At 42.7% G+C, this 24,400-nt stretch carries 23 protein-coding genes; all 23 read right to left on the reverse strand.

The genetic code is table 11. The annotated features are described in order from the left end of the window. Window positions 1-41: 41 nt before the first annotated feature. Window positions 42-266, reverse strand: coding sequence for a YlzJ-like family protein (locus tag NSQ23_RS08935; RefSeq protein WP_004890988.1), 225 nt, complete (start codon window positions 264-266; stop codon window positions 42-44). Then, window positions 263-976 carry a ClpP family protease gene (locus NSQ23_RS08940; protein ID WP_339170270.1) on the reverse strand — a complete coding sequence of 238 codons (714 nt, stop codon included), beginning with the start codon at window positions 974-976 and terminating at the stop codon, window positions 263-265. The genes NSQ23_RS08935 and NSQ23_RS08940 overlap by 4 nt, the downstream gene beginning before the upstream one ends. A 112-nt stretch (window positions 977-1,088) precedes the next feature. Further along, window positions 1,089-2,750 carry a ribonuclease J gene (locus tag NSQ23_RS08945; RefSeq protein ID WP_339170273.1) on the reverse strand — a complete coding sequence of 554 codons (1,662 nt, stop codon included), beginning with the start codon at window positions 2,748-2,750 and terminating at the stop codon, window positions 1,089-1,091. Window positions 2,751-2,852: 102 nt separating this feature from the next. Then, window positions 2,853-3,722, reverse strand: a complete 870-nt coding sequence (dapA, locus tag NSQ23_RS08950; protein ID WP_339170275.1) for a 4-hydroxy-tetrahydrodipicolinate synthase — start codon at window positions 3,720-3,722, stop codon at window positions 2,853-2,855. Between the two features lie 12 nt (window positions 3,723-3,734). Beyond that, window positions 3,735-4,964, reverse strand: a complete 1,230-nt coding sequence (gene dapG, locus NSQ23_RS08955; RefSeq protein ID WP_339170278.1) for an aspartate kinase — start codon at window positions 4,962-4,964, stop codon at window positions 3,735-3,737. 22 nt (window positions 4,965-4,986) lie between these two features. Beyond that, on the reverse strand, window positions 4,987-6,036 hold the full coding sequence (gene asd, locus NSQ23_RS08960) for an aspartate-semialdehyde dehydrogenase (RefSeq protein ID WP_339170279.1): 1,050 nt from the start codon (window positions 6,034-6,036) through the stop codon (window positions 4,987-4,989). Between the two features lie 105 nt (window positions 6,037-6,141). Further along, on the reverse strand, window positions 6,142-6,735 hold the full coding sequence (dpaB, locus tag NSQ23_RS08965) for a dipicolinate synthase subunit B (RefSeq protein WP_004890997.1): 594 nt from the start codon (window positions 6,733-6,735) through the stop codon (window positions 6,142-6,144). Then, window positions 6,732-7,634, reverse strand: coding sequence for a dipicolinic acid synthetase subunit A (dpaA, locus tag NSQ23_RS08970; RefSeq protein ID WP_004890998.1), 903 nt, complete (start codon window positions 7,632-7,634; stop codon window positions 6,732-6,734). Before dpaA ends, dpaB begins: the two co-directional genes overlap by 4 nt. A 114-nt stretch (window positions 7,635-7,748) precedes the next feature. Then, complete coding sequence (locus NSQ23_RS08975) at window positions 7,749-7,985, reverse strand: YlmC/YmxH family sporulation protein (RefSeq protein ID WP_004891000.1); 237 nt, start codon at window positions 7,983-7,985, stop codon at window positions 7,749-7,751. 58 nt (window positions 7,986-8,043) lie between these two features. Beyond that, window positions 8,044-9,285, reverse strand: a complete 1,242-nt coding sequence (locus tag NSQ23_RS08980; RefSeq protein ID WP_004891001.1) for a pitrilysin family protein — start codon at window positions 9,283-9,285, stop codon at window positions 8,044-8,046. Continuing rightward, window positions 9,278-10,240 (reverse strand): polysaccharide deacetylase family protein, encoded by a 963-nt coding sequence (locus NSQ23_RS08985; protein ID WP_339170280.1) that lies wholly within the window; start codon window positions 10,238-10,240, stop codon window positions 9,278-9,280. Before NSQ23_RS08985 ends, NSQ23_RS08980 begins: the two co-directional genes overlap by 8 nt. 120 nt (window positions 10,241-10,360) lie before the next feature. Then, the gene (gene pnp / locus NSQ23_RS08990; RefSeq protein ID WP_004891003.1) at window positions 10,361-12,469 is read right to left on the reverse strand and encodes a polyribonucleotide nucleotidyltransferase; all 2,109 of its coding nucleotides are present in this window, start codon (window positions 12,467-12,469) and stop codon (window positions 10,361-10,363) included. Window positions 12,470-12,578: 109 nt separating this feature from the next. Further along, window positions 12,579-12,848, reverse strand: a complete 270-nt coding sequence (gene rpsO / locus NSQ23_RS08995) for a 30S ribosomal protein S15 (RefSeq protein WP_004891005.1) — start codon at window positions 12,846-12,848, stop codon at window positions 12,579-12,581. A gap of 82 nt (window positions 12,849-12,930) precedes the next feature. Further along, window positions 12,931-13,902 (reverse strand): bifunctional riboflavin kinase/FAD synthetase, encoded by a 972-nt coding sequence (ribF, locus tag NSQ23_RS09000; RefSeq protein WP_004891006.1) that lies wholly within the window; start codon window positions 13,900-13,902, stop codon window positions 12,931-12,933. A gap of 9 nt (window positions 13,903-13,911) precedes the next feature. Continuing rightward, complete coding sequence (gene truB / locus NSQ23_RS09005; RefSeq protein ID WP_339170282.1) at window positions 13,912-14,808, reverse strand: tRNA pseudouridine(55) synthase TruB; 897 nt, start codon at window positions 14,806-14,808, stop codon at window positions 13,912-13,914. 47 nt (window positions 14,809-14,855) lie between these two features. Then, the gene (gene rbfA / locus NSQ23_RS09010; RefSeq protein ID WP_003394813.1) at window positions 14,856-15,215 is read right to left on the reverse strand and encodes a 30S ribosome-binding factor RbfA; all 360 of its coding nucleotides are present in this window, start codon (window positions 15,213-15,215) and stop codon (window positions 14,856-14,858) included. A gap of 14 nt (window positions 15,216-15,229) precedes the next feature. After that, window positions 15,230-15,508, reverse strand: a complete 279-nt coding sequence (locus tag NSQ23_RS09015; RefSeq protein ID WP_004891008.1) for a DUF503 domain-containing protein — start codon at window positions 15,506-15,508, stop codon at window positions 15,230-15,232. Continuing rightward, a complete protein-coding gene (infB, locus tag NSQ23_RS09020) occupies window positions 15,505-17,688 on the reverse strand; it encodes a translation initiation factor IF-2 (RefSeq protein ID WP_339170285.1) in 2,184 nt (727 codons plus the stop codon). Before infB ends, NSQ23_RS09015 begins: the two co-directional genes overlap by 4 nt. Window positions 17,689-17,706: 18 nt before the next feature. Continuing rightward, window positions 17,707-18,006 carry a YlxQ family RNA-binding protein gene (locus NSQ23_RS09025; protein ID WP_004891011.1) on the reverse strand — a complete coding sequence of 100 codons (300 nt, stop codon included), beginning with the start codon at window positions 18,004-18,006 and terminating at the stop codon, window positions 17,707-17,709. Beyond that, a complete protein-coding gene (locus NSQ23_RS09030; RefSeq protein WP_004891012.1) occupies window positions 17,996-18,280 on the reverse strand; it encodes a YlxR family protein in 285 nt (94 codons plus the stop codon). Before NSQ23_RS09030 ends, NSQ23_RS09025 begins: the two co-directional genes overlap by 11 nt. Window position 18,281: 1 nt before the next feature. Continuing rightward, window positions 18,282-19,385, reverse strand: a complete 1,104-nt coding sequence (nusA, locus tag NSQ23_RS09035) for a transcription termination factor NusA (protein WP_004891014.1) — start codon at window positions 19,383-19,385, stop codon at window positions 18,282-18,284. Between the two features lie 27 nt (window positions 19,386-19,412). Then, window positions 19,413-19,883, reverse strand: coding sequence for a ribosome maturation factor RimP (gene rimP, locus NSQ23_RS09040; RefSeq protein WP_339170289.1), 471 nt, complete (start codon window positions 19,881-19,883; stop codon window positions 19,413-19,415). Window positions 19,884-20,031: 148 nt separating this feature from the next. Beyond that, complete coding sequence (locus tag NSQ23_RS09045; RefSeq protein ID WP_339170292.1) at window positions 20,032-24,324, reverse strand: PolC-type DNA polymerase III; 4,293 nt, start codon at window positions 24,322-24,324, stop codon at window positions 20,032-20,034. Window positions 24,325-24,400 lie beyond the last annotated feature (76 nt).

Below are 24,400 nucleotides of genomic sequence, written 5' to 3' on the forward strand. Positions count from 1 at the left end.
TGAAAAAGCAGCCAACAGAGAAGCGTGGCTGCTTGTTCTTATTATACCATAAATTGTAGTGATGTCGCATAAAGTTTTGTGCCCGGTTCATACGTTAAATAATGTTGTGGATCGCTACTTAATACACGCACAATTTCATACTCGTTCATTTCTGTTTGTTGCACAAGTAACGTCACTCCGTTATATTGAACGGTGCGTTGCTTTTTATACTCCGCCTCGTTCGTTTGAAAAACGATAAACTCCGGAACGATCGTATGTAAAATCATTGTAACATCGCTCCTTGCTGATGTGAATGGTCAATGAGTTCGCACAATTTGCGCATCGCTTGTGACAGTCCCCCGACTTCATCAATTAAACCGTACTTCACAGCATCTGTTCCCACCACATTCGTTCCGATATCGCGCGTTAAATTACCTTTCGAAAACATAAGTTCTTTAAATTTTTCTTCACTAATGTTTGAATGTTTAACAACAAAATTGACAACGCGCTCTTGCATTTTATCTAAGTACTCAAACGTTTGTGGCACACCAATAACAAGACCTGTGAGGCGAATCGGATGAATCGTCATCGTCGCCGTTTCTGCAATAAACGAATAGTCGCACGAAACCGCAATTGGCACACCAATCGAATGTCCACCGCCGAGCACAATCGAAACAGTCGGCTTAGACATCGAGGCTAACATTTCTGCAATGGCTAACCCTGCTTCCACATCACCACCTACTGTATTTAATACGACGAGCAAACCCTCAATATTCGGATTTTGCTCAATCGCTACAATTTGTGGAATAAGATGTTCATATTTCGTTGTTTTGTTTTGTGGCGGTAATTGAATATGCCCTTCAATTTGTCCAACAATCGTTAAACAATGGATTGTTGAATCTGAAGGAAGTTGTGGAATATTCGTTTGACCGAGCTGTACAATATTTTCTGTCGGAGACGGCTTCGTTTCCTCTTGAGATATATCATGCTCGTCCATAACACAATCCCCTTTCTGTCGTGTGATGTCGTTAGTATGCGTGAACATCGACATGTTCATACAAAAAACACCTGCGCGCCGCAGGTGTTTTCTTGACTTTGAGCATGTTGTTTTATACTTCCATAATAATCGGTAAAATCATCGGTTTCCGTTTTGTTTTTTCAAATAAATATTGGCTAAGTGCATCACGAATGTTTGTTTTTAATGAAGACCATTCAATGACGTAATCTTCCATACTTTTTTCCACAATCTCTTTCACAATTTTTATTGATTCTTCGAAAAGTGTTTCGGATTCACGCACATATACAAATCCGCGTGAAATCATTTCTGGCCCAGCAACGACGCGCTTCTCTTGTTTACTTAACGTTACAACAACGATCATAATTCCATCTTGTGACAGTAAGCGACGATCACGCAACACAATATTTCCTACGTCTCCAATGCCTAACCCATCAATTAAAATTTGACCGCTCGGCACCTTGCCACCAAGACGGGCGTGACCGTTGCGAAATTCGATAACTTCCCCTTTTTCAATTAGAAAAATCGCATCTTGACGAATGCCGACCGCTTGGGCAATTTTCCCATGCGCCTTTTGCATACGAAACTCTCCATGCACCGGAATAAAATACTTCGGCTTCATAAAATTCAACATTAACTTTAACTCTTCTTGATAACCGTGCCCGGATACATGTACGCGACGTTGACCGTACACGACGTTCGCCCCTGCCCGATATAGCGCATCAATCGTTCGGGCAATAAACAGTTCGTGTCCCGGCATTGGAGAAGAAGCGACGATGACTGTATCCCCTTCTTTAATATTAATATATTTATGTGCTTGTTTCGCCATGCGGGCAAGCGCCGCCATCGGCTCCCCTTGATTGCCCGTCGTTAAAATGACTAAGTCACGATCGTTGTAGCGATCAACTTCATTCATCGGAATAATCATATTTTCATCAAACTTTAAATATCCAAGGCGCACTGCGATATCGATCACTTTATGCATATGACGGCTCATAATGACGACTTTTCGTTTATGATCGCGTGCAGCATGCAACACTTGTTGAATGCGCGTAATGTTTGATGCAAAACACGCTACAATAATGCGTCCGCTCGCATTGTAAATGACATCGGAAATTTCTTGGCCAACAATCGCCTCTGAGCCTGTATACCCCGGTTTTTCTGCATTCGTACTATCGGATAGTAAACAAAGTACACCTTGCGCCCCAATTTGTGCCATCTTCCCAAAATCGGTGCGACACACTCCTACAGGCGTTTGATCAAACTTAAAATCGCTTGTGTACACAACAGCCCCTTGCGATGTTTGAATGCTTACACCAAGACAATCCGGGATGCTATGATTCGTCTGAAAAAACGACACGATCGCTTTTTCAAATACAATTTCGCTGTCAGCATGTATTTCGATGCGCTTCGCTTTCGATGTAATCCCTTGTTCTTTTAATTTTTCTTCCATGAGCGCAAGCGTCAATTTTGCCCCGTACACAGGTACAGTAATTTTCCGCAACACGTATGCAATTGCGCCAATATGATCGTCATGACCGTGTGTTAAAAAAATGCCACGAATACGTTCTTGTTGTTCCACTAAATACGAAATATCAGGAATAACCATATCAATGCCGAACATCTCGTCCTCTGGAAACATAAGTCCTGCATCAAGGATAAAAATGTCTTCGTCCACCTCGACGACATACATATTTTTGCCTACCTCTCCCACGCCACCGAGAGCAAACACACGAATTTTCTCTGCTTGTTTCATCTTAAATCCTCCTACAGTCAACCAAACTTACCCGCTCAAAGTCACTTACATCCATTATAACTGATTCAACAATAAAAAAGAAAGGGATGAATTCCCTTTCTTTTAACGTTGTAGCACGTGCATGAGTTGCAAACGTTCTTGTTCCGTCAACGGTACAAGTGGTAGTCGAACAGAACCAACATCTAATCCCTTCAACTGTAAAGCAGTTTTTACTGGTACAGGACTTGGAGCAGCAAATAGCGCCTTCATGATCGGCAATAGTTTTTGGTGTATCGTTGCCGCTTTTTTATTGTCTCCGCTCATGAAAGCTTCTATCATTTCTTTCATTTCGTTGCCGATAATATGCGAGGCAACGGAAACGACACCTTTTCCACCAATAGCTAATACAGGAAGGGTCAATCCATCATCTCCGCTATATAGCATAAAATCATCGCGCGTTTTTGCTATAATTTCCGTCATCGCATCTAAATTTCCGCTTGCATCTTTGACAGCTACAATGTTTGGAATTTCGGAGAGGCGAACGATTGTTTCAACGGAAATATTGACGACAGCTCGCCCTGGAATGTTGTACACCATGACAGGCAACGACGTGCTTTCAGCAATCGCTTTATAATGTTGGTAAATTCCTTCTTGGTTCGGTTTGTTGTAATACGGCGCGACGATCATCACCGCATCGACACCGATTTGTTCTGCTTTTTTTGTCAGTTCAATCGATGCGCGCGTATTGTTGCTCCCTGTTCCAGCAATAACAGGGACACGTCCATCAACAACGTCGACAACGTGACGGAAAAGCGCCAACTTTTCTTCTGTCGTTAACGTTGGAGATTCTCCTGTTGTTCCAGCAACAACGAGTGAATCTGTACCGTTTTCAATTAAATAGTTCACTAATTGCGTTGTTTTCGCAAAATCGATGTTCCCTTTATTGTCAAATGGGGTGACCATCGCTGTGGCAATTTGACCAAATTGAACCACAATGTTTCACTCCTAACTGAAATCATATTGTTTTTGTTCCGCAAGTTGAAATGCATCATGAAGCGCATTCACTGCTTCTTTTAAATGCTCCTCTTTCACAAGTACCCAAATGGTTGTGTGGCTATCAGCCGACTGCAAAATTTGAATGCCTCGTTCAGATAGTGCTGTCACAATTTTTGCGGTTACTCCCGGAACGCCAGCAATACCCGCTCCGACAGTCGATACTTTCGCGCAACCGCGCGTGACGGTTGGCTCATAGCCAAGCTTTTGCAACGTCGTAATCGCTCGATCTGCCACGTCGCTCGATACGGTATATACGACCCCGTTCGGTGATATGTTAATGAAATCAACGCTAATTCCTTCATTCGCCATCGCTTTAAATACTTCTGCTTGTAAATCGTAATGTCCCTCTTTTGCAGGCACTTTAATTTGCGTAATGTTTGAAACGTGGGCAATTCCTGTCACTAATCGTTCTTTTACATCGCTTCCTTTTTTTCCAATCGATGTAACGAGCGTTCCTGGTGAATCAGAATACGTCGAGCGAATGCGCAAAGGCACTTTCGCTTGCATCGCAATTTCGACCGCACGCGGATGGATGACTTTTGCCCCTTGATATGCCATATTGCAAATTTCTGTATATGTTACAACATCAAGCGGTCGCGCATTTTCTACGATGCGCGGATCCGCCGTCATTACACCTTCGACGTCAGTGAAAATGTCAACCCATTCTGCACCGAGTGCAGCCCCAAGCGCAGCAGCTGACGTGTCGCTTCCGCCGCGCCCGATCGTTGTCACATCTCCGTTTTCAGCAGCACCTTGAAAACCAGCGACAACGACAACATCATGCTCTTTTAGCGCACGCAACAACCGTTCACAACGCATATCAATAATTTTTGCATTCGTATGGTCGTTGTTTGTGCGAAAACCAGCTTGCGCTCCTGTAAAGGCTGTCGCTTTGATCCCATGTTTATTTAACATGTTTGTAAAAACGACGCTTGAAATAATTTCCCCGCACGCCATCAACAAATCTTTTTCACGGTTTGTCACATGTGCATTGGCTCCGTCAATAAGGCTAAGGAGCGTATCTGTTGCATATGGATCCCCTTTTCTCCCCATCGCAGAAACGACGACAACGACTTTATAACCGTCTTGCAACGCTTTTTCAATATGTTTGCGCGCTAAATTCCGGCCGTGTTCATCACGAACGGACGTACCACCAAACTTTTGAACGATAATTTTCAACGTCAACACCTCGATGCTGATTTTACGCTTTTACAAGCCCTAATTTTAAAAGACTTTCAGCGATTTGAACAGAGTTCCACGCCGCTCCCTTTAACAAGTTATCAGAAACGATCCATAAATGGAATGCTGTGTCGCGATGTAAATCTTTGCGAATGCGACCAACGAATACGTCATTTTGTCCTGTTGCATACAGCGGCATCGGATAAAGCTGCTCGCTTGGATCGTCTTGTAAGACGACGCCCGGTGCCTCTTTTAGGAGCGACTGGATTTGTGCGACCGTTACTCCCTCTTTTTCTACTTCAATGTAAACAGATTCCGAATGCCCTACCATCACCGGAATGCGCACGCATGTTGCCGCTACTTCCAACTCAGGCATATGCATAATTTTTTTCGTTTCGTTAATCATTTTCATTTCTTCAAATGTAAATCCATTGTCTTGAAACTTATCAATCTGTGGAATGGCGTTAAATGCAATCGGATAATGTTTGCGATCCGATTTTACCGGTAAAATTTCCGGCGTCACTTCTTCGCCGTTTAACATGTGCGCTGCTTGCGTTTTTAACTCTTCTACCGCTTGTGCTCCTGCGCCTGACACCGCTTGATATGTCGAGACGATGACGCGCTTTAATCCGAACGCTTGACGAATCGGTTCGAGCGCCACAACCATCTGGATCGTTGAGCAGTTTGGATTTGCGATAATTCCGTTATGCCAATGTAAATCTGCTTCGTTTACTTCAGGGACGACAAGCGGTACGTTTTCGTCCATGCGAAATGCACTCGTATTATCAACAACGACCGCTCCGCGTTTCACCGCCTCGGGAGCAAGTTGCTTTGATACAGATCCACCTGCGCTAAATAGCGCGATATGCACACCTTCAAAACTTTCCGGTTTTGCTACTTGCACTTCAATTTCTTCACCTTTAAATACGACTTTTTTTCCAGCTGAACGCTCCGATGAAAGTAAAGATAGTTTTGCAATTGGGAAATTTCTTTTTTCTAACGTTTGAATCATTTGTTGTCCGACAGCTCCTGTCGCACCAACGACGGCGACATGTAATCCTTTTTGTTCCATCTCTTCTTCTCCTTCCAACTCATAGGCAATTTTAATATCATTTATTTTAGCACATTCATTCGTAAAGGAGAGACGTTTTTTATAAATTTTCTTTCAACCGTTTATTTATGAGCGACGATATTCAACGATGACTGGTTGAATTTGCCGACCTTCGAGCGCCGCTTCTACCGTATCAAGCAACAACGGCATATGAGCAACCATCGAATTCGGTTTTTTGAACGGATCATCTTGCCCAAATGGGATGAAGTAAATATTTTTTGCTGCCATTAATCGCATTAAATTAACACCGTTTAAACCGAGCGCATCGTTTGTCGAAATGCCAACAACAACGGGACGATGATTGCGCATCGTTGCTTTTGCAGCCATTAATACAGGCGAATCCGTCAGCGCGTTCGCTAATTTGCTCATCGAATTTCCGGTTAGTGGCGCAATAACCATGCAATCAAGCGGTAATTTCGGTCCTAATGGTTCCGCTTTTACAATTGTATCAATGACTTGATGACCTGTCATCTCTTCAAGCTTTTTCACCCATTCTTCTCCTTTACCGAATCGGGTATTTGTCGATTGCACCGTATACGAAACAATCGGGATGACGTCTGCCCCTTTCGCAATTAATTTTTCAATTTCCGGCATTACCGCATCATATGTGCAATGAGAGCCTGTTAAACCAAAACCAATGCGCTTTCCTTGTACGTTCATTTTTTATTCTCCTTTCGTTTTTTCAAATCTGCAGAAAGAAGTTGCGCCAATACATTTGCGACAATTTGCCCCGCTGTTTTTGGCGCGACAATGCCGGGAAGTCCCGGGGCTAATAGCGCTTGAATGCCGCGCTTTTCCGCATATCGAAAATCCGTGCCACCAGGTTTTGATGCCAAGTCAACAATAAGCGTATGAGCAGGCATTTTCGCAATGACGCTTGCGGTTACAACAGGATATGGGATCGTATTAATACAAACGTCAATATCTTCCACGTGTTGTTCTAAATCGTTTAAATGAAACGGCTCTAACGCCATCTCTGCAATGCGCGCTAAATGTTCGGAGCGGCGGGCTCCCACTTTTACTTTTGCGCCTAAAGCTGCAAACGTTCGAGCGACCGTCATCCCTACACGTCCCAAACCTAAAACAGCAACGCGTGATCCATGAATCGTCACATCTGTATGTTGAATGACCATCATGACCGTTCCTTCTGCCGTTGGAATCGAGTTATAAATGGCGACATCGTCTCGCTCAAATAGTTGCACATGTTTTCGACCAACGGATTTGACGACGTGGTCTAAATAGTCATTTGTAATTCCTGAATAAACGGTGCAACGCGCCGGGGTTTGACGAAGCAATTCTTCAGTAAACGTCATTTTTTCGTTTGAAAATACCGTTTGAATTTCACCGTCCATGCTCGTTCCGTGAACAGGTAAAATAATGGCGTCTACTTCGTGAAAATCGACTTCGTGAATTTTCATTTTCGTTACTCCAGCAAAGCCATGGTCTAATTGATCGAAGCCAACGAGCGACAATTTTGCGTCAAGTTCCATCAATTTCCGAATGACTTCAAGCTGCCGAGCGTCCCCACCGATGATCGCAACGTGCATTCCTGTCAGCATGAGTTCATTCACCCTCTTATACATCTAGTTTTTTGCCCGTCGTTACTTTCACATCTTATGATGTCAGTCATCAAACGGTGAGCGGAAAATGAAAAAAGACACCCCTTGAGGTGTCTAATCATCGACATCAATTAAAATCATATCTGAGCCGATCTTTTTTACACGGCTCCATGGTACGCGTATATCTGTTCCATCTTTCCGAAAGCCAAACCATTTTGTTGTTGGAATTAAAAGTGCTTGAATTTGACCTGTTCGTTCATTAATTTCTAAATCAGTCTGTCCTAAAATACCGAGCCGCTCTGCTCGCTTCATATCAACAATTTCTTTTCCGCTTAATTCACTTAATCGCATATGATGCCCCCTTTCTTTATCATTGTAGAAAAAAGGGCATAAAAAAATGCCTGCAAGTTCATTGTTGCAGGCTTTTTGGCAATGTTCCTTCCGGGCTGATTAGCGCAACAGAGAAGTCATCTGTAAAAATCGTTTGCGCCATGCGGTCAACGCTTTCTTTTGTTACGCGATCAATGCTTTCAATAATTTCGTCAAGCGAGCGGTGACGGCCAAGCAGAAGTTCATTTTTTCCATTTCGGCTCATACGGCCGTTTGTACTTTCTAGGCTAAGCATTAAGTTCCCTTTCATTTGCTCTTTACTATTTTCTAGCTCTTTTTCCGTAATGCCATCTTGTTTTAATTGTTCAATTGTTTGTTGAATCGTATCGAATAAAAGATCAAGTTGTTGGCTTCCTGTCCCACCATAAATTGTTACCATTCCTCCGTCGCGATATGCGGAATGGTATGAGAAAATGGAATAAGCTAATCCACGTTGTTCGCGCACTTCTTGAAACAGTCGGCTGCTCATGCTTCCACCTAAAATATTGTTTAAAATAATTAAGCTATAAACATCTTCATGACCAATTGGTAACCCATTAAATCCAATGCATACGTGCGCTTGCTCTGTCTCTTTTTTGCGCGCGATTTTATTCGGGTAAAACGATGGTGCTACATACACGTCGTTCCCTTTTTGTCTCGTAAACGAACCAAAGTAAGCTTCTACTTGTTGAATAAACGATTCATCGACATTCCCTGCGATCGAAATGACGACCCGATCTGGAGTATACGTTTCGTACATGTATTGCCGCAACGTATCGCCTGTAAATGTCGCTAACGTTTGCTCCGTTCCTAAAATCGGGTAGCCGAGAGGGTGGTTGCCGTAACTTGCCTTACTCAATAGATCATGAACGAGATCATCTGGTGTATCTTCATACATTTTAATTTCTTCGAATACAACATTTTTTTCTTTTTGTAATTCTTCGTCTACAAACGTCGAATGGAAGAACATATCGGCTAGTATGTCTAAAGCAAATGACGCATGTGTATCTAACACTTTGGCATAATAGCACGTGTACTCTTTTGACGTAAACGCATTGACTTGACCGCCAATGCGGTCGAACGATTCCGCAATATCGCGCGCTGTGCGCGTTTTCGTTCCTTTAAAAAACATATGTTCAAGAAAGTGTGAAATACCGTTGTTTTGTTCATTTTCATTGCGTGATCCGGTGCCAATCCAAATGCCGATCGCCACGGATCGAACCGTTGGAATGTGTTCGAGTACAACTCTTACCCCGTTTTGACATGTATATGTTTTAATCAAGTCCCTTCCTCCTACTTTTTACAATTCTTTCCTCACTTAATAATGTGGACACATTGTCAATTGCGTATTCTTGTTTTTGTAATGATTGAATTAACGGCTCTAACGCCTTTACCGTTGATACGGTCGGATGCATTAAAATCATCGCTCCGTTATGCACTTTTGATGTTACTCGTTCCACTATAACAGAAGGTGATGGTTTTTGCCAATCAATTGTATCGACCGTCCATAAAATCGTATACATGCCAAGCTCATGGGCAATGTATACGACATCATCACGATAACTGCCGCTTGGCGGAGCAAATAGACGAGGTTTTATTCCTGTTGCCGCCTCAATTGCATCATTTGTTTTGACAATTTGTTCCCGAATGGCTTGTTTACTCATCGTTTTCATATCTGGATGATTGTATGAATGATTGCCAATTTCATGCCCGGCATCTGCAATCATTTTCGCTAGTTGTGGATTTTCTTTTACCCAACGCCCTTCTAAAAAAAACGTTGCACGTACGTTGTATTTTTCAAGAATATGTAACATACTTGGGATATGTTCGCTTCCCCATGCAACATTAATCAAAAAAGAGACCATTGGTTTGTCTGGATGTCCCCGATAAATAGGCGATGGGGGCAAATCAGATAGGTGAATAGACGGCGATACTTGTTTATATACAAGCTGTTGTTCAGAAAATGTCCCATTTTGCTTCATTTGCTTATATGATGCCTCAACATCTACGACTAGCCCATTATATCCAGGAATGGCTTTCCATACAGCATCTATTTTCGCATTTTGCGCAGGAATATTATACTGCTCTGCTCGCTCCGTAATTTGAATGTATAGCGGATCGCTTTGTTTTGCCACCGTCACATGCCGTAACTCGTGGATGTACGTTGTCGTCCATGGGTTTTGTACAATCATAACCGCCATACATATGATCATCGTTAAGAAAAACGCTCGCCGCACGCTTCGTCCCCTCCTTTTCTAATAAAGAGGGTATGTGTAAGAGGGACAAGGTAGAACGAGCATGAAAAAATTTTACACATAGCAAAGAAGCCAAGGGGATGCGAACCCAAGGCTCCAATTTTATTGCTCGGCTTCTTTTTGATCGCGTAATACGGCCTTGCGCGACAAGTTTACGCGACCTTGTTTATCAATTTCTGTTACTTTCACTAAAATTTCATCGCCGATGGAAACAACATCTTCTACCTTTCCGACGCGTTCCTCCGCTAATTCTGAAATGTGTACAAGACCATCTTTTCCACTAAACAATTCGACAAACGCTCCAAATTTTTCAATCCGTTTCACTTTGCCTAAATATACTTGTCCAACTTCCACTTCACGAACGATATCTTCAATGATCTTTTTCGCTTTTTTGTTCATTTCTTCATTTACTGATGAAATGAAGATCGTTCCATCTTGTTCGATATCAATTTTTACGCCTGTTTCTTCAATAATTTTGTTAATTTGCTTTCCGCTTGGACCGATCACATCACGAATTTTATCAGGATTAATTTGCATCGTTAAAATTTTTGGTGCATATGGCGATAGCTCTTTACGCGGTCCGCTAATCGTTTGCATCATATGTTTTAAAATTTCGAGACGACCTTTGCGCGCTTGTTGCAACGCTTCTTCTAAAATTTCACGAGACAATCCTTTAATTTTAATATCCATTTGCAAGGCGGTGACCCCTTGTTCTGTACCGGCCACTTTAAAGTCCATGTCGCCAAGATGGTCTTCCATACCTTGAATATCTGTTAAAATCGTATAATGTTCACCGCTTTTCACAAGCCCCATCGCAATACCTGCAACAGGTGCTTTAATCGGCACTCCCGCATCCATCATGGCAAGCGTACTTGCACAAATGCTTGCTTGAGACGTGGAACCGTTTGATTCTAACACTTCAGACACGAGACGAATCGTATATGGGAACTCTTTTTCAGATGGGATGACTGGCTCAAGTGCGCGCTCACCAAGCGCACCATGCCCGATTTCACGACGGCCTGGTCCACGCATCGCTCCTGTTTCTCCAACGGAGAATGGCGGGAAATTGTAATGATGCATAAACCGTTTCGTTTCTTCAATGCCAAGCCCATCTAAAATTTGTACATCACCAAGCGCTCCGAGCGTACATACGCTAAGTGCTTGCGTCTGCCCTCGCGTAAACAAACCAGATCCGTGCGTACGTGGCAAAAGTCCCACAGCTGACGAAAGCGGGCGAATTTCATCAACTTTTCGTCCATCCGGGCGCACTTTTTCTTCTGTAATTAAGCGACGCACTTCTTCTTTCACAAGTTTATATAAAATTTCTTTTACTTGTTTAATCGTTTCTTCGTCCGCTTCTTGTTCTTCGTACGCAGCAACAACTTCCGCTTTTAATTGTTCAATCGCTGCCTCACGCGCCAATTTCTCAGGTACTTGAACAACGCGTTTCACTTCCCCTTCCACGCGCGCACGAATCTCTGCTTCTAGCTGAGCGTCAAGTTCATAGAGAACAACTTCCATTTTCTCTTTGCCGACTTTTGCTGCGATATCTTCTTGAAAGGCGATAAGACGCTTAATTTCTTCATGACCAAACATGATCGCTTCAAGCATAACTTCCTCTGGTACTTCATTAGCTCCTGCTTCAACCATGTTAATTGCGTCTTTTGTCCCTGCAACAATAAGGTGCATATCGCTTTGTTCCATTTGCGCGACAGACGGGTTAATGACAAACTCCCCATTGACGCGACCAACTGTCACTCCTGCAATCGGTCCTTCAAACGGAATATCGGAAATCGTTAACGCAAGGGAAGACCCAAACATGGCTGCCATTTCCGGTGAGCAGTCTTGATCAACGCTCATGACCATGCTGACAACTTGCACTTCGTTTCGAAATCCTTCCGCAAACAATGGACGGATCGGGCGGTCAATGAGACGGCTCGCTAAAATCGCTTTTTCACTCGGACGCCCCTCGCGCTTAATAAATCCCCCTGGAATTTTACCGACAGCGTATAACCGTTCTTCATAGTTCACCGTTAACGGAAAAAAATCTACGCTTTTTGGTTCTTTCGATGCTGTTGCTGTGCTCAATACGACCGTATCGCCGTAACGCACTAACACAGCGCCGTTTGCTTGCTTGGCTAATTCGCCAATTTCAACAGTTAGCGGCCGACCTGCCCAGTCGATCGAAAACACATGTTTTTCTTGTTCCATATAAACCGAGTACCCCTCTCTATGTACAAATGAAAAATCGTATTTGTTTTAGTATAATCAAATATCGGTGCAAATACTAATAAAAAGCGGGAATGCTCCCGCTTTTTACTTATCGGCGTAATCCGAGTTTGTTGATCAATTCACGATAACGGTTGATGTCTTTGTTGCGTAAGTACGTAAGTAAGTTACGACGACGACCAACCATTTTCAAAAGACCACGACGAGAATGATGGTCTTTACGATGAACGCGTAAATGATCGTTCAAGTTGTTAATTTGCTCTGTAAGGATAGCAACTTGTACTTCAGGAGAACCTGTGTCAGTTTCGTGAATTTTAAACTGGTTGATGATCTCGTTTTTACGCTCTTGTGTTAATGCCATCCTTGTTCACCTCCTCTTTTTTCAGCCCCAATTACCGAGCAAACGGCGGTGACTCGTATCGCCCAGCAATGGTTAACATACATTAAATAGAATACATGTTTTTCCGATAAAATGCAAGGGGGTTTTGAAAATATTCGCGTGCCGCTTGCGCATCGCGATGAATTTGTTCAATCAACTCTTGAACAGAAGAAAACGCTCGTTCATCACGCAATCGTTTATGCCATTGGATCGATACGCTCGCACCGTAAACGTCTGCTGAGAAATCGAATACATGCACTTCAATCGTTGGCTCTTTCGGCTGTTCCGTATGAAATGTCGGCTTATACCCAACGTTACATACTCCCGTCCACGTGTTACCGTCGATCGTGACCGTTACCGCATATACCCCGATACGCGGAATGATGTAATCATCGTCAAGCGCAACGTTCGCCGTTGGAAATCCAATTGTACGCCCGCGTTTATCCCCATGAACAACTGTGCCCGTCACTTCATATAATCGCCCAAGCAAATGCGGAAGTTGCTCAACGTCCCCTTCAGCTAAACACTGGCGAATATATGTCGAACTAATTTTCTCTTCGCCAAAAGTCTGTTTCGGGATTACCGTTTGTGTAAATTGCTGTCGAGAATGAAAAGGCAACGTTTCCATCGTTCCTTTTCCTAAGCGACCGTACGTAAAGTCAAACCCTGCCACAACGTGTTTCACACCGAGTCCGATGATATATTCATCGACAAATTGTTGTGGCAACAAATGGGCAAATGCCGGTGTAAATTCAACGACGTATAAATAATCGACACCGAGTTTAGCTATTTGTTTTTCTTTTTCTTTTAATGGCGTAATAAAACGAACATGTTGTTTCGAGCGCCCTAGCACGACAGACGGATGCGGATGAAACGTCATAACCGCACTTTTATATTGATGATCGTCCGCAATTCGCTTCGCTGTCTGAATCACTTTTTGGTGCCCAAGATGAACACCGTCAAAATATCCGAGTGCCATGACAAGCGGACCATTGTTTTTTTCGTTTAACGGATGGGAAAGCCAAATCGTTTTCATTGTTTTCACCTACAATACTTTTAAAGGTTTCATACAGCCTTGCTTTGTCGGATGAGGCATGTAAATCGCTAATGCTTCACCTTGCTTATTTATCATCAATAGACGCGCAGGCATGTCAGACAGGGCTGGCAAAAGCGCTCCGTTTTTTACTTTTCTCTCTTCTTCATCATTCAGTACATATGTCGGCAAATGGGCTAACGCTCGTTTAATCGGTAAAAGTAACATATGTGCAGTACCAGCCGACAAGTGTTGTTCGATGTCAGCAAATGTCACACATTGATCAAGCGGAAACGATCCGGACGCTGTACGAACAAGGCGGGACATATGCGCTGGGTATCCAAGTTGTTCGCCTATTTGAACCGCAAGTGTACGCACATATGTCCCTTTACTACACGTCACCCGAAAACGAAACGATATACGCTCACCTGTAAATACTTGCCTGTCATCAAGGAGTTGCAACTCGTAAATATGTACATGTCGTTTCGGTCGTTCGACATCAATCCCTGCACGCGCATACTCATATAATTTTTTTCCATTTACCTTTACTGCAGAATACATCGGTGGAGTTTGTTCAATTTCCCCTGTCAGCTTAGCCAATACATGTTCAATTTCATGGCGAGCGATCGACCGCTCTATCGGTTTGATTGAAACAACATCGCCCGATGCGTCTTCTGTTGTCGTTGCTATCCCTAACGTCACTTCTCCTTCATACGTTTTTTTCTCCGCTGTTAATAGCTCAACAATTTTTGTTGCTTTGCCAATGCAAATGGGCAACACACCACGCACGTCAGGATCGAGCGTTCCTGTATGACCAACTTTTTTTGTTTGAAATAGCTTACGAATGCGCATGACGCAGTCGTGCGACGTCATGCCCGCAGGTTTATGTAACAATAACACTCCGTCCATCGCTTCACCTCTAAAATAGCGGAAATGGATAGACGCATGTCTATCCATTATTCTTCTTTATGTTCTTTTTCTTCGGAAATTTGTTTAATTAAACTTTCAATGCGTTGTCCGTAATCGATCGTTTCATCAATTTCAAAGTAAATTTCTGGAGTCTTGCGCAAACGAATACGCTGACCGATTTCCGAACGAATAAATCCAGTTGCTTTTGCTAATCCTTTGAGCGTATTTTTCTTTTGTTCTTCATCTCCAAGAACAGAAATGTACACTTTTGCTTGTTGCAAATCGCCCGTTACTCGAACATCTGTTACAGTAACGAAGCCAATGCGTGGGTCTTTTAGTTTGCGACCGATAATATCACTTAACTCTTTTTTCATTTGTTCGCCTACACGTGTGGCTCGCAAACTCATGATCATCACCTCGATTAAAACCACTCGAATGTTGTAACTGTTCGTTCGATTTCTGGAAACGAATCAATGAATTGCAACGTACGTTGAAGCTCTTGTTCTGTCGCAGCTCGTTCGGCCGTAATAGCTACAATTCCGAGCTTCGTTCGTTGCCATACGTCTTGATAATCGACTTCAGCTACTGATATATTATATTTTTGTTTGAGCCGTGTGACAATGCGTTGCAACACGGCTCGCTTTTCTTTTAATGATTGGACGTCGTAAATGATGCATTCACATTCGACGTATCCGATCATTTACGTACCACTTCTTGCATGACATACGCTTCGATAACGTCGCCTTCTTTAATATCGTTAAAGTTTTTAATCGTTATTCCGCACTCGTATCCTTGTGCCACTTCTTTTACATCGTCTTTGTAACGTTTTAACGTATCGATTTGTCCTTCATAAACGACGATGCCTTGACGAATGAGGCGAACGCTACTATCGCGCGTAATTTTCCCATCTGTTACATAGCATCCTGCAATTGTACCAACTTTCGATACTTTAAACGTTTGACGAACTTCTGCTTGGCCGATGACTTTTTCTTCATACTCCGGATCAAGCATCCCTTTCATCGCCGCTTCAATTTCTTCGATGACTTTGTAAATGATGCGGTGGAGACGAATGTCTACTTTTTCTGCTTCTGCGACACGTTTGGCGTTCGCATCCGGACGAACGTTAAAGCCGATAACAATCGCATTCGATGCCGAGGCAAGCATAATGTCGTACTCTGTTACTGCCCCAACACCAGAGTGAATAATTTTCACTCGCACACCTTCGACTTCGATTTTTTGCAATGCGGCAACGAGCGCTTCGACGGAACCTTGTACATCCGCTTTGACGATAATGTTTAACTCTTTCATTTCGCCTTGCTTAATTTTTTCAAACAAGTCGTCTAGGCTGACACGCGCTTTTACACTTCGTTGTTGAGCAATTTGTTTTTGCGCACGCGCTTCGCCAATTTGACGCGCTTTTTTCTCATCTTCGAATACCATAAAGCGATCGCCTGCTTGCGGTACTTCGTTTAATCCCGTAATTTCAACAGGGGTAGATGGACCTGCCTCTTTCACGCGACGACCAAGATCGTTTGTCATTGCCCGCACGCGTCCGTACGTATAACCAACAACAATTGGATCACCAACACGCAACGTACCCGATTGAACGAGAAGCGTTGCAACCGGACCGCGACCTTTATCTAATTTTGCTTCAATGACCGTTCCTGTCGCACGGCGGTTTGGATTTGCTTTTAATTCTTCCATTTCACTCACAAGCAAAATCATTTCGAGCAAGTTGTCAATTCCTTCACCCGTTAACGCCGATAATTTACAATAAATTGTATCTCCGCCCCATTCTTCTGGAACGAGTTCGTATTCCATTAACTCCTGCATGACGCGATCAGGGTTCGCTGTTGGTTTGTCGATTTTATTGACTGCGACGATGATTGGAACTTTTGCCGCCTTCGCATGGTTAATCGCTTCAACAGTTTGTGGCATTACACCATCATCGGCTGCAACAACAAGGATGACGATATCCGTTACTTGCGCTCCACGCGCGCGCATCGTTGTGAACGCCTCATGACCCGGTGTATCTAAAAACGTAATTTTTTTGCCGTTCACCACGACTTGGTACGCACCGATATGTTGTGTAATACCGCCCGCCTCTTGTTCTGTCACTTTCGTTTGACGAATCGAGTCAAGTAACGTTGTTTTGCCGTGGTCAACGTGCCCCATAATCGTAACAACTGGCGGACGTTCGACTAAATCTTCTGGGTTATCGACAATTTCAATTGTCTCAAATTCTGTTTCATCAATCGTTACTTTTTCTTCTACTTCCACGCCGTAATCGGAGCAGATTAACTCGATCGCATCTTTATCCAAATCTTTGTTAATTGTTGCAATAATGCCGAGCATAAATAACTTTTTAATAATTTCTGAAGGCTCTTTACCTAGTTTTTTCGCTAGCTCAGCGACCGTTAATGAACCTTCAAATGTAATTTTTTTCGGAAGCTCTTTTTCTTTTTTCTTTTGCACTTCTGGCTGTGGAGCTGGCTGAGGCTTTTGTTTTTTATTTTTTTTGTTATTGAAAATTTTCTTTTCTTTTTGTTGGATTTGCAAGTCGTGTTTTTTCCCTTCGCGATTTTTTACTACTGGTTTTTTAATTGGCACTTTCTTTTGAATAACTGTATCGTCATCTTCTTCAAATTGTTCTAAAACAGGTTTCTTTGCTGGTTGCTTCTTTTCTTCTTTTGTCATTTGTTGTTTTCGTTCTTGCTCTTGTGTTGGTTTAAATGAACGATCTAACATTTCGACAACATCGGCTTCAATCATCGTCATATGATTGGATACGTCGATGTTCATTTCTTTTAATTTATGGATGACATCTTTACTTGACACATTATGCTTTTTCGCATATTGGTATACACGCATTTTTGACATACATTCACCCCCAAAATGTTAGAGCATCGTTTTCAGCTTTTGTGCGAATCCTTCATCTGTAATCGCTACAACGACTCGTGCTCCTTTTCCAATCGCCCCACCTAATTCATGGCGATTATCTACGTAACAAAGCGGAACGCGATAAAACGCGCATTTGTCGAAAATTTTTTTTCTTGTATTTTCTGACGCATCTTCCGATAAAATGACAAGCTTCGCGCGTTTACGCTGAATTTCTTTTACAACAAGCTCTTCTCCCGAAATGACTTTGCGCGCCCGATTCGCCAGTCCGAGAAAAGAGACCCACGGTTTATGATTCATTTGTTTCTCTGTTCTCCTTCTCGGCAAGCTGTAATAGCTGTTCGTAAATCGAATCGTCAATAGTCGCTTTTAAATGATGCGCAAGTGTATTTTTCTTTTTCGCAAGCAAAATACATTCTTTACTTAACGTAATGTACGCACCGCGCCCGGCTTTTTTTCCTGTAGGATCAATCGACACATCGCCTTCTTTCGAACGAACGATGCGAATGAGCTCTTTTTTCGGTTTCATTTCCCCTGTGACTACACATTTACGCATCGGAATTTTTTTTGGCATGTTATTCCACCTCACTAATCTCCTCTTCGTCAACTTCGAACGATGATGAAGAACGAGGGTAAATACCTAATTGTTCCGCTTCCGATTGACTTTTAATATCAATTTTCCAATTTGTTAATTTTGCCGCTAAACGAGCATTTTGACCACGTTTTCCGATCGCAAGCGATAATTGATAATCCGGCACAATGACCGTCGTCGCTTTCTCTTCTTCATTCACGATGACATCAAGCACTTTAGATGGACTTAACGCATTGGCCACAAATTCAACTGGATCGGCTGACCAACGAACGATATCGATTTTTTCGCCCTTTAACTCGTTTACAATCGCTTGCACTCGTTGTCCCTTTGGTCCAACACATGCACCAACCGGATCGACTTCTGGGTTATCCGAATGAACGGAAATTTTCGAGCGATCTCCTGCTTCGCGTGCAACGGACTTAATTTCGACCGTCCCGTCATAAATCTCCGGCACTTCTAATTCAAACAATCGTTTTAGTAGTCCTGGATGTGTGCGCGATACGTAAATTTGTGGTCCTTTTGTCGTTTTCTCTACTTTTGTAATGTACACTTTAATGCGATCATGCGGCTTATATGTTTCATTCGGCATTTGTTCGCTCACCGGAAGCAACGCCTCGATTTTGCCAAGGCTGACGTAAATAAATTTTGAGTCCGTCCGCTGTACAATTCCCGTCATAATGTCTTCTTCACGATCAACAAACTCGGCATAAATGACGCCTCGTTCTGCTTCGCGAACACGCTGCGTGACGACTTGTTTTGCTGTTTGGGCAGCGATACGTCCGAAGTTTTTCGGCGTCACTTCAATTTCAACAACGTCGCCTACTTGATAATTCGGATTGATTCGCTTCGCCTCATCAAGCGAAATTTCTAAACGTGAATCGTACACTTCATCAACGACTTCTTTGCGAGCAAACACGCGAATCGTTCCCGTTTCTTGATTAAAATCAACGCGAACGTTTTGGGCTTGATTAAAATTGCGCTTATAAGCGGACACAATCGCCGCCTCTATCGCTTCAATTAACACTTGTTTACTAATGCCTTTATCGCGCTCAAGCGCCGTTAAAGCATCTAACAACTCTGTATTCATGAACCGGTCGTCCCCCTCTAACGTGAATTAAGAAAAGATGACAGCTAGCCGTGCACTAGCTACTTTTTCATATGGAATCTTGATTGTTTTTTTCTTTGTTTTCACTTTCACTTCTACCGTCACGGTTTGCCCATCAAACGCGGTCAACAACCCTTCGAACTCTTTTTGGCCATCAATCGGTTCATACGTTTTCACATAAACGTTTTTTCCGACAGCGCGTTCGAAGTCTTTCATCTTTTTGAGCGGACGCTCCGCCCCTGGTGATGATACTTCTAAAAAATAATTGTGGGGAATAGGGTCGATTTCATCAAGTTTTTCGCTTAACCGCTCACTTACGACACCGCATTGATCGATATCAACTCCCGTTGGGGAATCGATAAAGACGCGTAAAAACCAGTTCTTTCCCTCTTTCACATATTCAATATCGACAAGCTCTAATCCGATCTCTGTCAAAATCGGGGTGACGAGCTCTTCAACAATGTGCGTCACTTTTTTCATCTTGGTCCTCCTAACTGCAAGAAAATCCCTTGCAACGGCAAGGAATCTCGAATCAATACGAAAGAGTGGGTTTCCCCACTCTTTTTGTACATTATCTTTACCATTTCCACTAGAACTATAACATATTGGCAAAAAAATTGCAACTCATTTAAAAGAGCGACAATTGGTTTTGATCTGGTAGCGACTGCAAACAGCCGCGACTTTCGAGATATTCTAAAATCGTTTTTGATACTTTACCGCGTTGTTGCAAATCTTCTTTCGATAAAAACTCGCCTTCCTCACGAGCACGTACGATGCTATGCGCTACGTTCGTCCCAAGTCCCGGAATGGCATTAAACGGCGGAATAAGCGAATTGCCATCAATAATAAACTCGGTTGCTTGTGAACGATACAAGTCGATATTTTTGAATGAAAATCCTCGTTCACACATTTCGAGGGCAATTTCAAGCACCGTCAATAAGTTTTTTTCTTTTGCGGAAGCGTCAAGCCCTTTCGCTTGAATTTCCTCAATGCGTCGACGAATCGCCGCAGATCCTTGAATCATGACATCTAAATCAAAATCTTCTGCACGTACGGTAAAATAAGATGCATAGTAAAGGAGCGGATGATGTACTTTAAAGTACGCAATGCGTACCGCCATGAGAACGTAGGCTGCTGCATGCGCTTTCGGGAACATATACTTAATTTTTTTACATGATTCAATATACCATTCTGGTACGTCATGTCTGCGCATTTCTTCTTCAAATTCTGCCGTCAATCCTTTTCCTTTACGAACGGATTCCATAATTTTAAATGCTAATGACGGTTCTAAACCGCGGTAAATTAAATACACCATAATGTCGTCACGACATCCAATCACTTCTGATAGCGTACATGTGCCGTTTTGAATAAGCTCTTGCGCGTTACCAAGCCAAACGTCCGTCCCGTGCGATAAGCCCGAAATTTGCACAAGCTCGGAAAACGTTTTTGGCTTTGTTTCTTCTAACATTTGACGAACGAAGCGCGTACCGAACTCTGGGATACCGAGCGTTCCTGTGTTACACATAATTTGTTCCGGTGTCACCCCGAGCGATTCTGTGCTACTAAAAATTTTCATCACTTCAGGATCATCTGTTGGAATCGTCTTCGGATCAATTCCACTCAAATCTTGTAACATCCGAATGACTGTCGGATCATCGTGTCCAAGAATATCGAGTTTTAATAAATTGTCGTGAATAGAGTGGAAATCAAAGTGCGTCGTCCGCCATTCTGCTTCTGTATCGTCGGCTGGATATTGAATTGGCGTAAAATCATAAATGTCCATGTAATCTGGAACGACGATAATACCTCCTGGATGTTGCCCTGTCGTTCGTTTCACTCCCGTACATCCAGCAGCTAAACGATCGATTTCTGCCGCACGTACATGAAGATTTTTATCGCTTATATACCCTTTGACAAATCCGTACGCTGTTTTATCAGCAACTGTACCAATCGTTCCAGCACGATATACGTTATCTTCACCGAATAGCACTTTCGTATAGTTATGCGCTCGCGGTTGATACTCACCTGAGAAGTTTAAGTCAATATCTGGTACTTTATCACCTTTGAATCCTAAAAACGTCTCGAACGGAATATCGTGCCCATCTTTATTGTACCGTGCGCCACATTTTGGACAGTCTTTATCAGGCAAGTCAAATCCCGAGCCGACCGAACCATCATCGAAAAACTCAGAGTGTTTGCAGTTCGGACAAACGTAATGCGGCGGAAGCGGGTTCACCTCTGTAATTTCGGTCATCGTCGCAACAAACGATGAGCCAACTGAACCACGTGAACCGACAAGATAGCCGTCATCAAGCGATTTTTTTACGAGTTTATGAGAGATTAAATAAATGACTGCAAAGCCATGACCAATAATGCTTTTCAACTCTTTTTCTAACCGTTTCTCAACGATGTCCGGAAGTGGATCACCATAAATGCTCTTCGCTCGCTCGTAACTCATTCGGCGAATTTCTTCGTCCGCTCCTTCAATTTTTGGGGTGTACAACTCATCTTTAATCGGTTTTACTTCCCCAATGAGATCGGCAATTTTTTTTGTATTCGTAACGACAATTTCTTTTGCTTTTTGTTCACCAAGAAACGAAAATGCTTCTAACATTTCGTTTGTTGTACGGAAGTGAACGTTTGGCAGTTCATGACGATTTAACGGATTGCCACCGGATTGTGAATGAATCAAAATTTTGCGATAAATTTTATCTTCTTGGTTCATGTAATGCACGTTTCCTGTCGCAACAACCGGAATGCCGAGCCGTTCGCCAAGCTGTACAATGTTTGTAATAATTTCTTTTACGGCTTCTTCGTCGCGTACATATTCCATTTCAATAAGCGGAGCGTATACTTCTGGCGGATGCACTTCAAGGAAATCATAAAACGGGGCAATCGTCTCTGCTTCTTCGATCCCTTTTTGCATCATCGCTTCAAATAGTTCCCCTTTATCGCATCCTGATCCGACTAAAATACCCTCACGATGTTGTTGCAAGACGGAACGCGGAATACGGGGAACACGATAAAAATAGTTCACATGTGAAAGCGATACGAGTTTAAATAAATTTTTTAACCCCACTTCATTTTGGACAAGCAACGTGGCATGAAACGGCCGAGATCGTTGAAACGCTCCTTGTTCTTTTGATGCTTCGTTTAACTGATCAATGTATTGAATTCCTTTTTCATCAAGTTCTTTCAACAAATGAATGAGTAAATACCCTGTCGCTTCTGCGTCATAAATGGCACGATGGTGTTGGGTTAATTCAATATTGAATTTTTTACAAAGCGTGTTTAAACGATGGTTTTTTAGCTCTGGATATAAGTAACGAGCAAGTTCAAGTGTGTCAATCACTGGATTAGTTACTTTGCCACGATTGATTTTTTTAAATCCTGCATTTAAAAAGCCAATATCAAACGTTGCATTATGGGCAACGAGCACGCAGTCATCGATCCAATGATAAAATTTTTCTAATACTTCTTCGACGTCTGGTGCATCTTTTAACATATCATCTGTAATTTTCGTTAATTCAATAGTTGTCGCAGAAAGCGGATGATGCGGGTTAGCAAACGACTCAAAACGGTCGATAATTTCTCCGTTTTTGACTTTGACCGCTGCTAATTCAATAATTGTATCGTATACGGCCGACAGTCCTGTCGTTTCCACGTCAAACACGACAAACGTATCGTCCATGAGCCGTCGATGCGCTTCATTGTAAGCGATCGGTACCCCGTCATCAACAATATTAGCCTCTAGTCCATATAAAATTTTCACACCATATTTTTTTCCCGCACTATACGCTTCCGGAAATGACTGAACAACGGCATGGTCCGTCACAGCAATCGCCTCATGTCCCCATTTTTTCGCTTGTTCAACGAGTTTTGTAATCGAAGCGACCGCATCCATTTGACTCATTTGTGTGTGGACGTGCAATTCCACACGTTTTTCCTCGGCTGTATCTTGTCGCTCGTTCGGCTTTATTTCATTTAAGTCGTTCGCAATGAGCACAAGATCGCGTACAAACGTATCGTTTTGCACGCTACCGCGCACTTTAACCCACATACCTTTTTTTACACGTTGCATTAATTCCGCATCTTCTTTATCGCGTGAAAACATTTTCACAAGAATAGAGTTTGTATAGTCCGTCATTTTTAACGTCAATAACGTACGGCCACTTTTTAGTTCTTTTGCCTCGGCATCAAAGACGTATCCTTGTACGACGACACGACGTTCTTCTTCCACAATTTGATCGAGCGAACGAATATGTTCTTCATCTTTAATTTGATAGCCAATTACAAGCGGGCCGCTTGCTTCAGTTACATTTGTCTCTTCTTGTTTCGGCATCGCTTCCATAAATGCGGCTAACGCTCGTTCTTCATCTTCTTTTTGTTTTTGAGCTAAAAATTGTTCAAATTGTTGTTCATCATGCTTCACATCAGCTTCTAATTGTAAATGCGGAAAGCCGAATGAAGCATACGTCTCGGCAAATATTTCCGCAAATCGTTTTTTTAAAGCAATCGCTTCTGCTTCATTGCGTGCTTGGACAATTACTTTCGTTCCTTTGACGTGCGGTTGTTGCTCTGTCAGTAGTGAAAGAAGAGGCGAGCTTTGTTGAATCGTCTCCACAAACATCGGCCAATACGATATGACGTCTTCAGCGGTAAACGTTTGATCCTCTGCTTCAATGGTACATTGCACGTGAGCGATATGACGAAATTGTTCGATTAATCGTTTACGAAATTCGGCATATACATTCGCTCGTAAAATCGTAGGAAATTGAAAATAAAAATGCCAACATTTCGTTTGTTTATTAACAACAACTTTGTTAATCCGTCCGTGTGCTAAGTCGTTTGCTATACTCGAAGAAGTGAGCTGTAGTTGTTGTAGTAAAATAGAAAATCGCTCTTTTTGTTCTTCTCTCATCGTTGTTCGTTAAACCTCCCTTTTTTTGTACGTTGGTTGGGAGTGATAGACGACAGAAAGAGGGGGATCCCCCTCT

The sequence above is a fragment of the Anoxybacillus sp. FSL W8-1294 genome, assembly GCF_037965005.1.
GTDB classification, from domain to species: domain Bacteria; phylum Bacillota; class Bacilli; order Bacillales; family Anoxybacillaceae; genus Anoxybacillus; species Anoxybacillus flavithermus_G.

Excerpts from the sequence above, each read along its gene's own strand:
- NSQ23_RS08935 (WP_004890988.1), bottom strand. The coding sequence starts at position 266 with ATGATTTTACATACGATCGTTCCGGAGTTTATCGTTTTTCAAACGAAC.
- NSQ23_RS08940 (WP_339170270.1), bottom strand. The coding sequence starts at position 976 with ATGGACGAGCATGATATATCTCAAGAGGAAACGAAGCCGTCTCCGACA.
- NSQ23_RS08945 (WP_339170273.1), bottom strand. The coding sequence starts at position 2,750 with ATGAAACAAGCAGAGAAAATTCGTGTGTTTGCTCTCGGTGGCGTGGGA.
- asd (WP_339170279.1), bottom strand. The coding sequence starts at position 6,036 with ATGGAACAAAAAGGATTACATGTCGCCGTCGTTGGTGCGACAGGAGCT.
- dpaB (WP_004890997.1), bottom strand. The coding sequence starts at position 6,735 with ATGAACGTACAAGGAAAGCGCATTGGTTTTGGTTTAACAGGCTCTCAT.
- dpaA (WP_004890998.1), bottom strand. The coding sequence starts at position 7,634 with ATGCTGACAGGAATGCACGTTGCGATCATCGGTGGGGACGCTCGGCAG.
- NSQ23_RS08975 (WP_004891000.1), bottom strand. The coding sequence starts at position 7,985 with ATGCGATTAAGTGAATTAAGCGGAAAAGAAATTGTTGATATGAAGCGA.
- pnp (WP_004891003.1), bottom strand. The coding sequence starts at position 12,469 with ATGGAACAAGAAAAACATGTGTTTTCGATCGACTGGGCAGGTCGGCCG.
- rpsO (WP_004891005.1), bottom strand. The coding sequence starts at position 12,848 with ATGGCATTAACACAAGAGCGTAAAAACGAGATCATCAACCAGTTTAAA.
- ribF (WP_004891006.1), bottom strand. The coding sequence starts at position 13,902 with ATGAAAACGATTTGGCTTTCCCATCCGTTAAACGAAAAAAACAATGGT.
- truB (WP_339170282.1), bottom strand. The coding sequence starts at position 14,808 with ATGGACGGAGTGTTATTGTTACATAAACCTGCGGGCATGACGTCGCAC.
- rbfA (WP_003394813.1), bottom strand. The coding sequence starts at position 15,215 with ATGAGTTTGCGAGCCACACGTGTAGGCGAACAAATGAAAAAAGAGTTA.
- NSQ23_RS09015 (WP_004891008.1), bottom strand. The coding sequence starts at position 15,508 with ATGATCGGATACGTCGAATGTGAATGCATCATTTACGACGTCCAATCA.
- infB (WP_339170285.1), bottom strand. The coding sequence starts at position 17,688 with ATGTCAAAAATGCGTGTATACCAATATGCGAAAAAGCATAATGTGTCA.
- NSQ23_RS09025 (WP_004891011.1), bottom strand. The coding sequence starts at position 18,006 with ATGAATCATAAACCGTGGGTCTCTTTTCTCGGACTGGCGAATCGGGCG.
- NSQ23_RS09030 (WP_004891012.1), bottom strand. The coding sequence starts at position 18,280 with ATGCCAAAAAAAATTCCGATGCGTAAATGTGTAGTCACAGGGGAAATG.
- nusA (WP_004891014.1), bottom strand. The coding sequence starts at position 19,385 with ATGAATACAGAGTTGTTAGATGCTTTAACGGCGCTTGAGCGCGATAAA.
- rimP (WP_339170289.1), bottom strand. The coding sequence starts at position 19,883 with ATGAAAAAAGTGACGCACATTGTTGAAGAGCTCGTCACCCCGATTTTG.
- NSQ23_RS09045 (WP_339170292.1), bottom strand. The coding sequence starts at position 24,324 with ATGAGAGAAGAACAAAAAGAGCGATTTTCTATTTTACTACAACAACTA.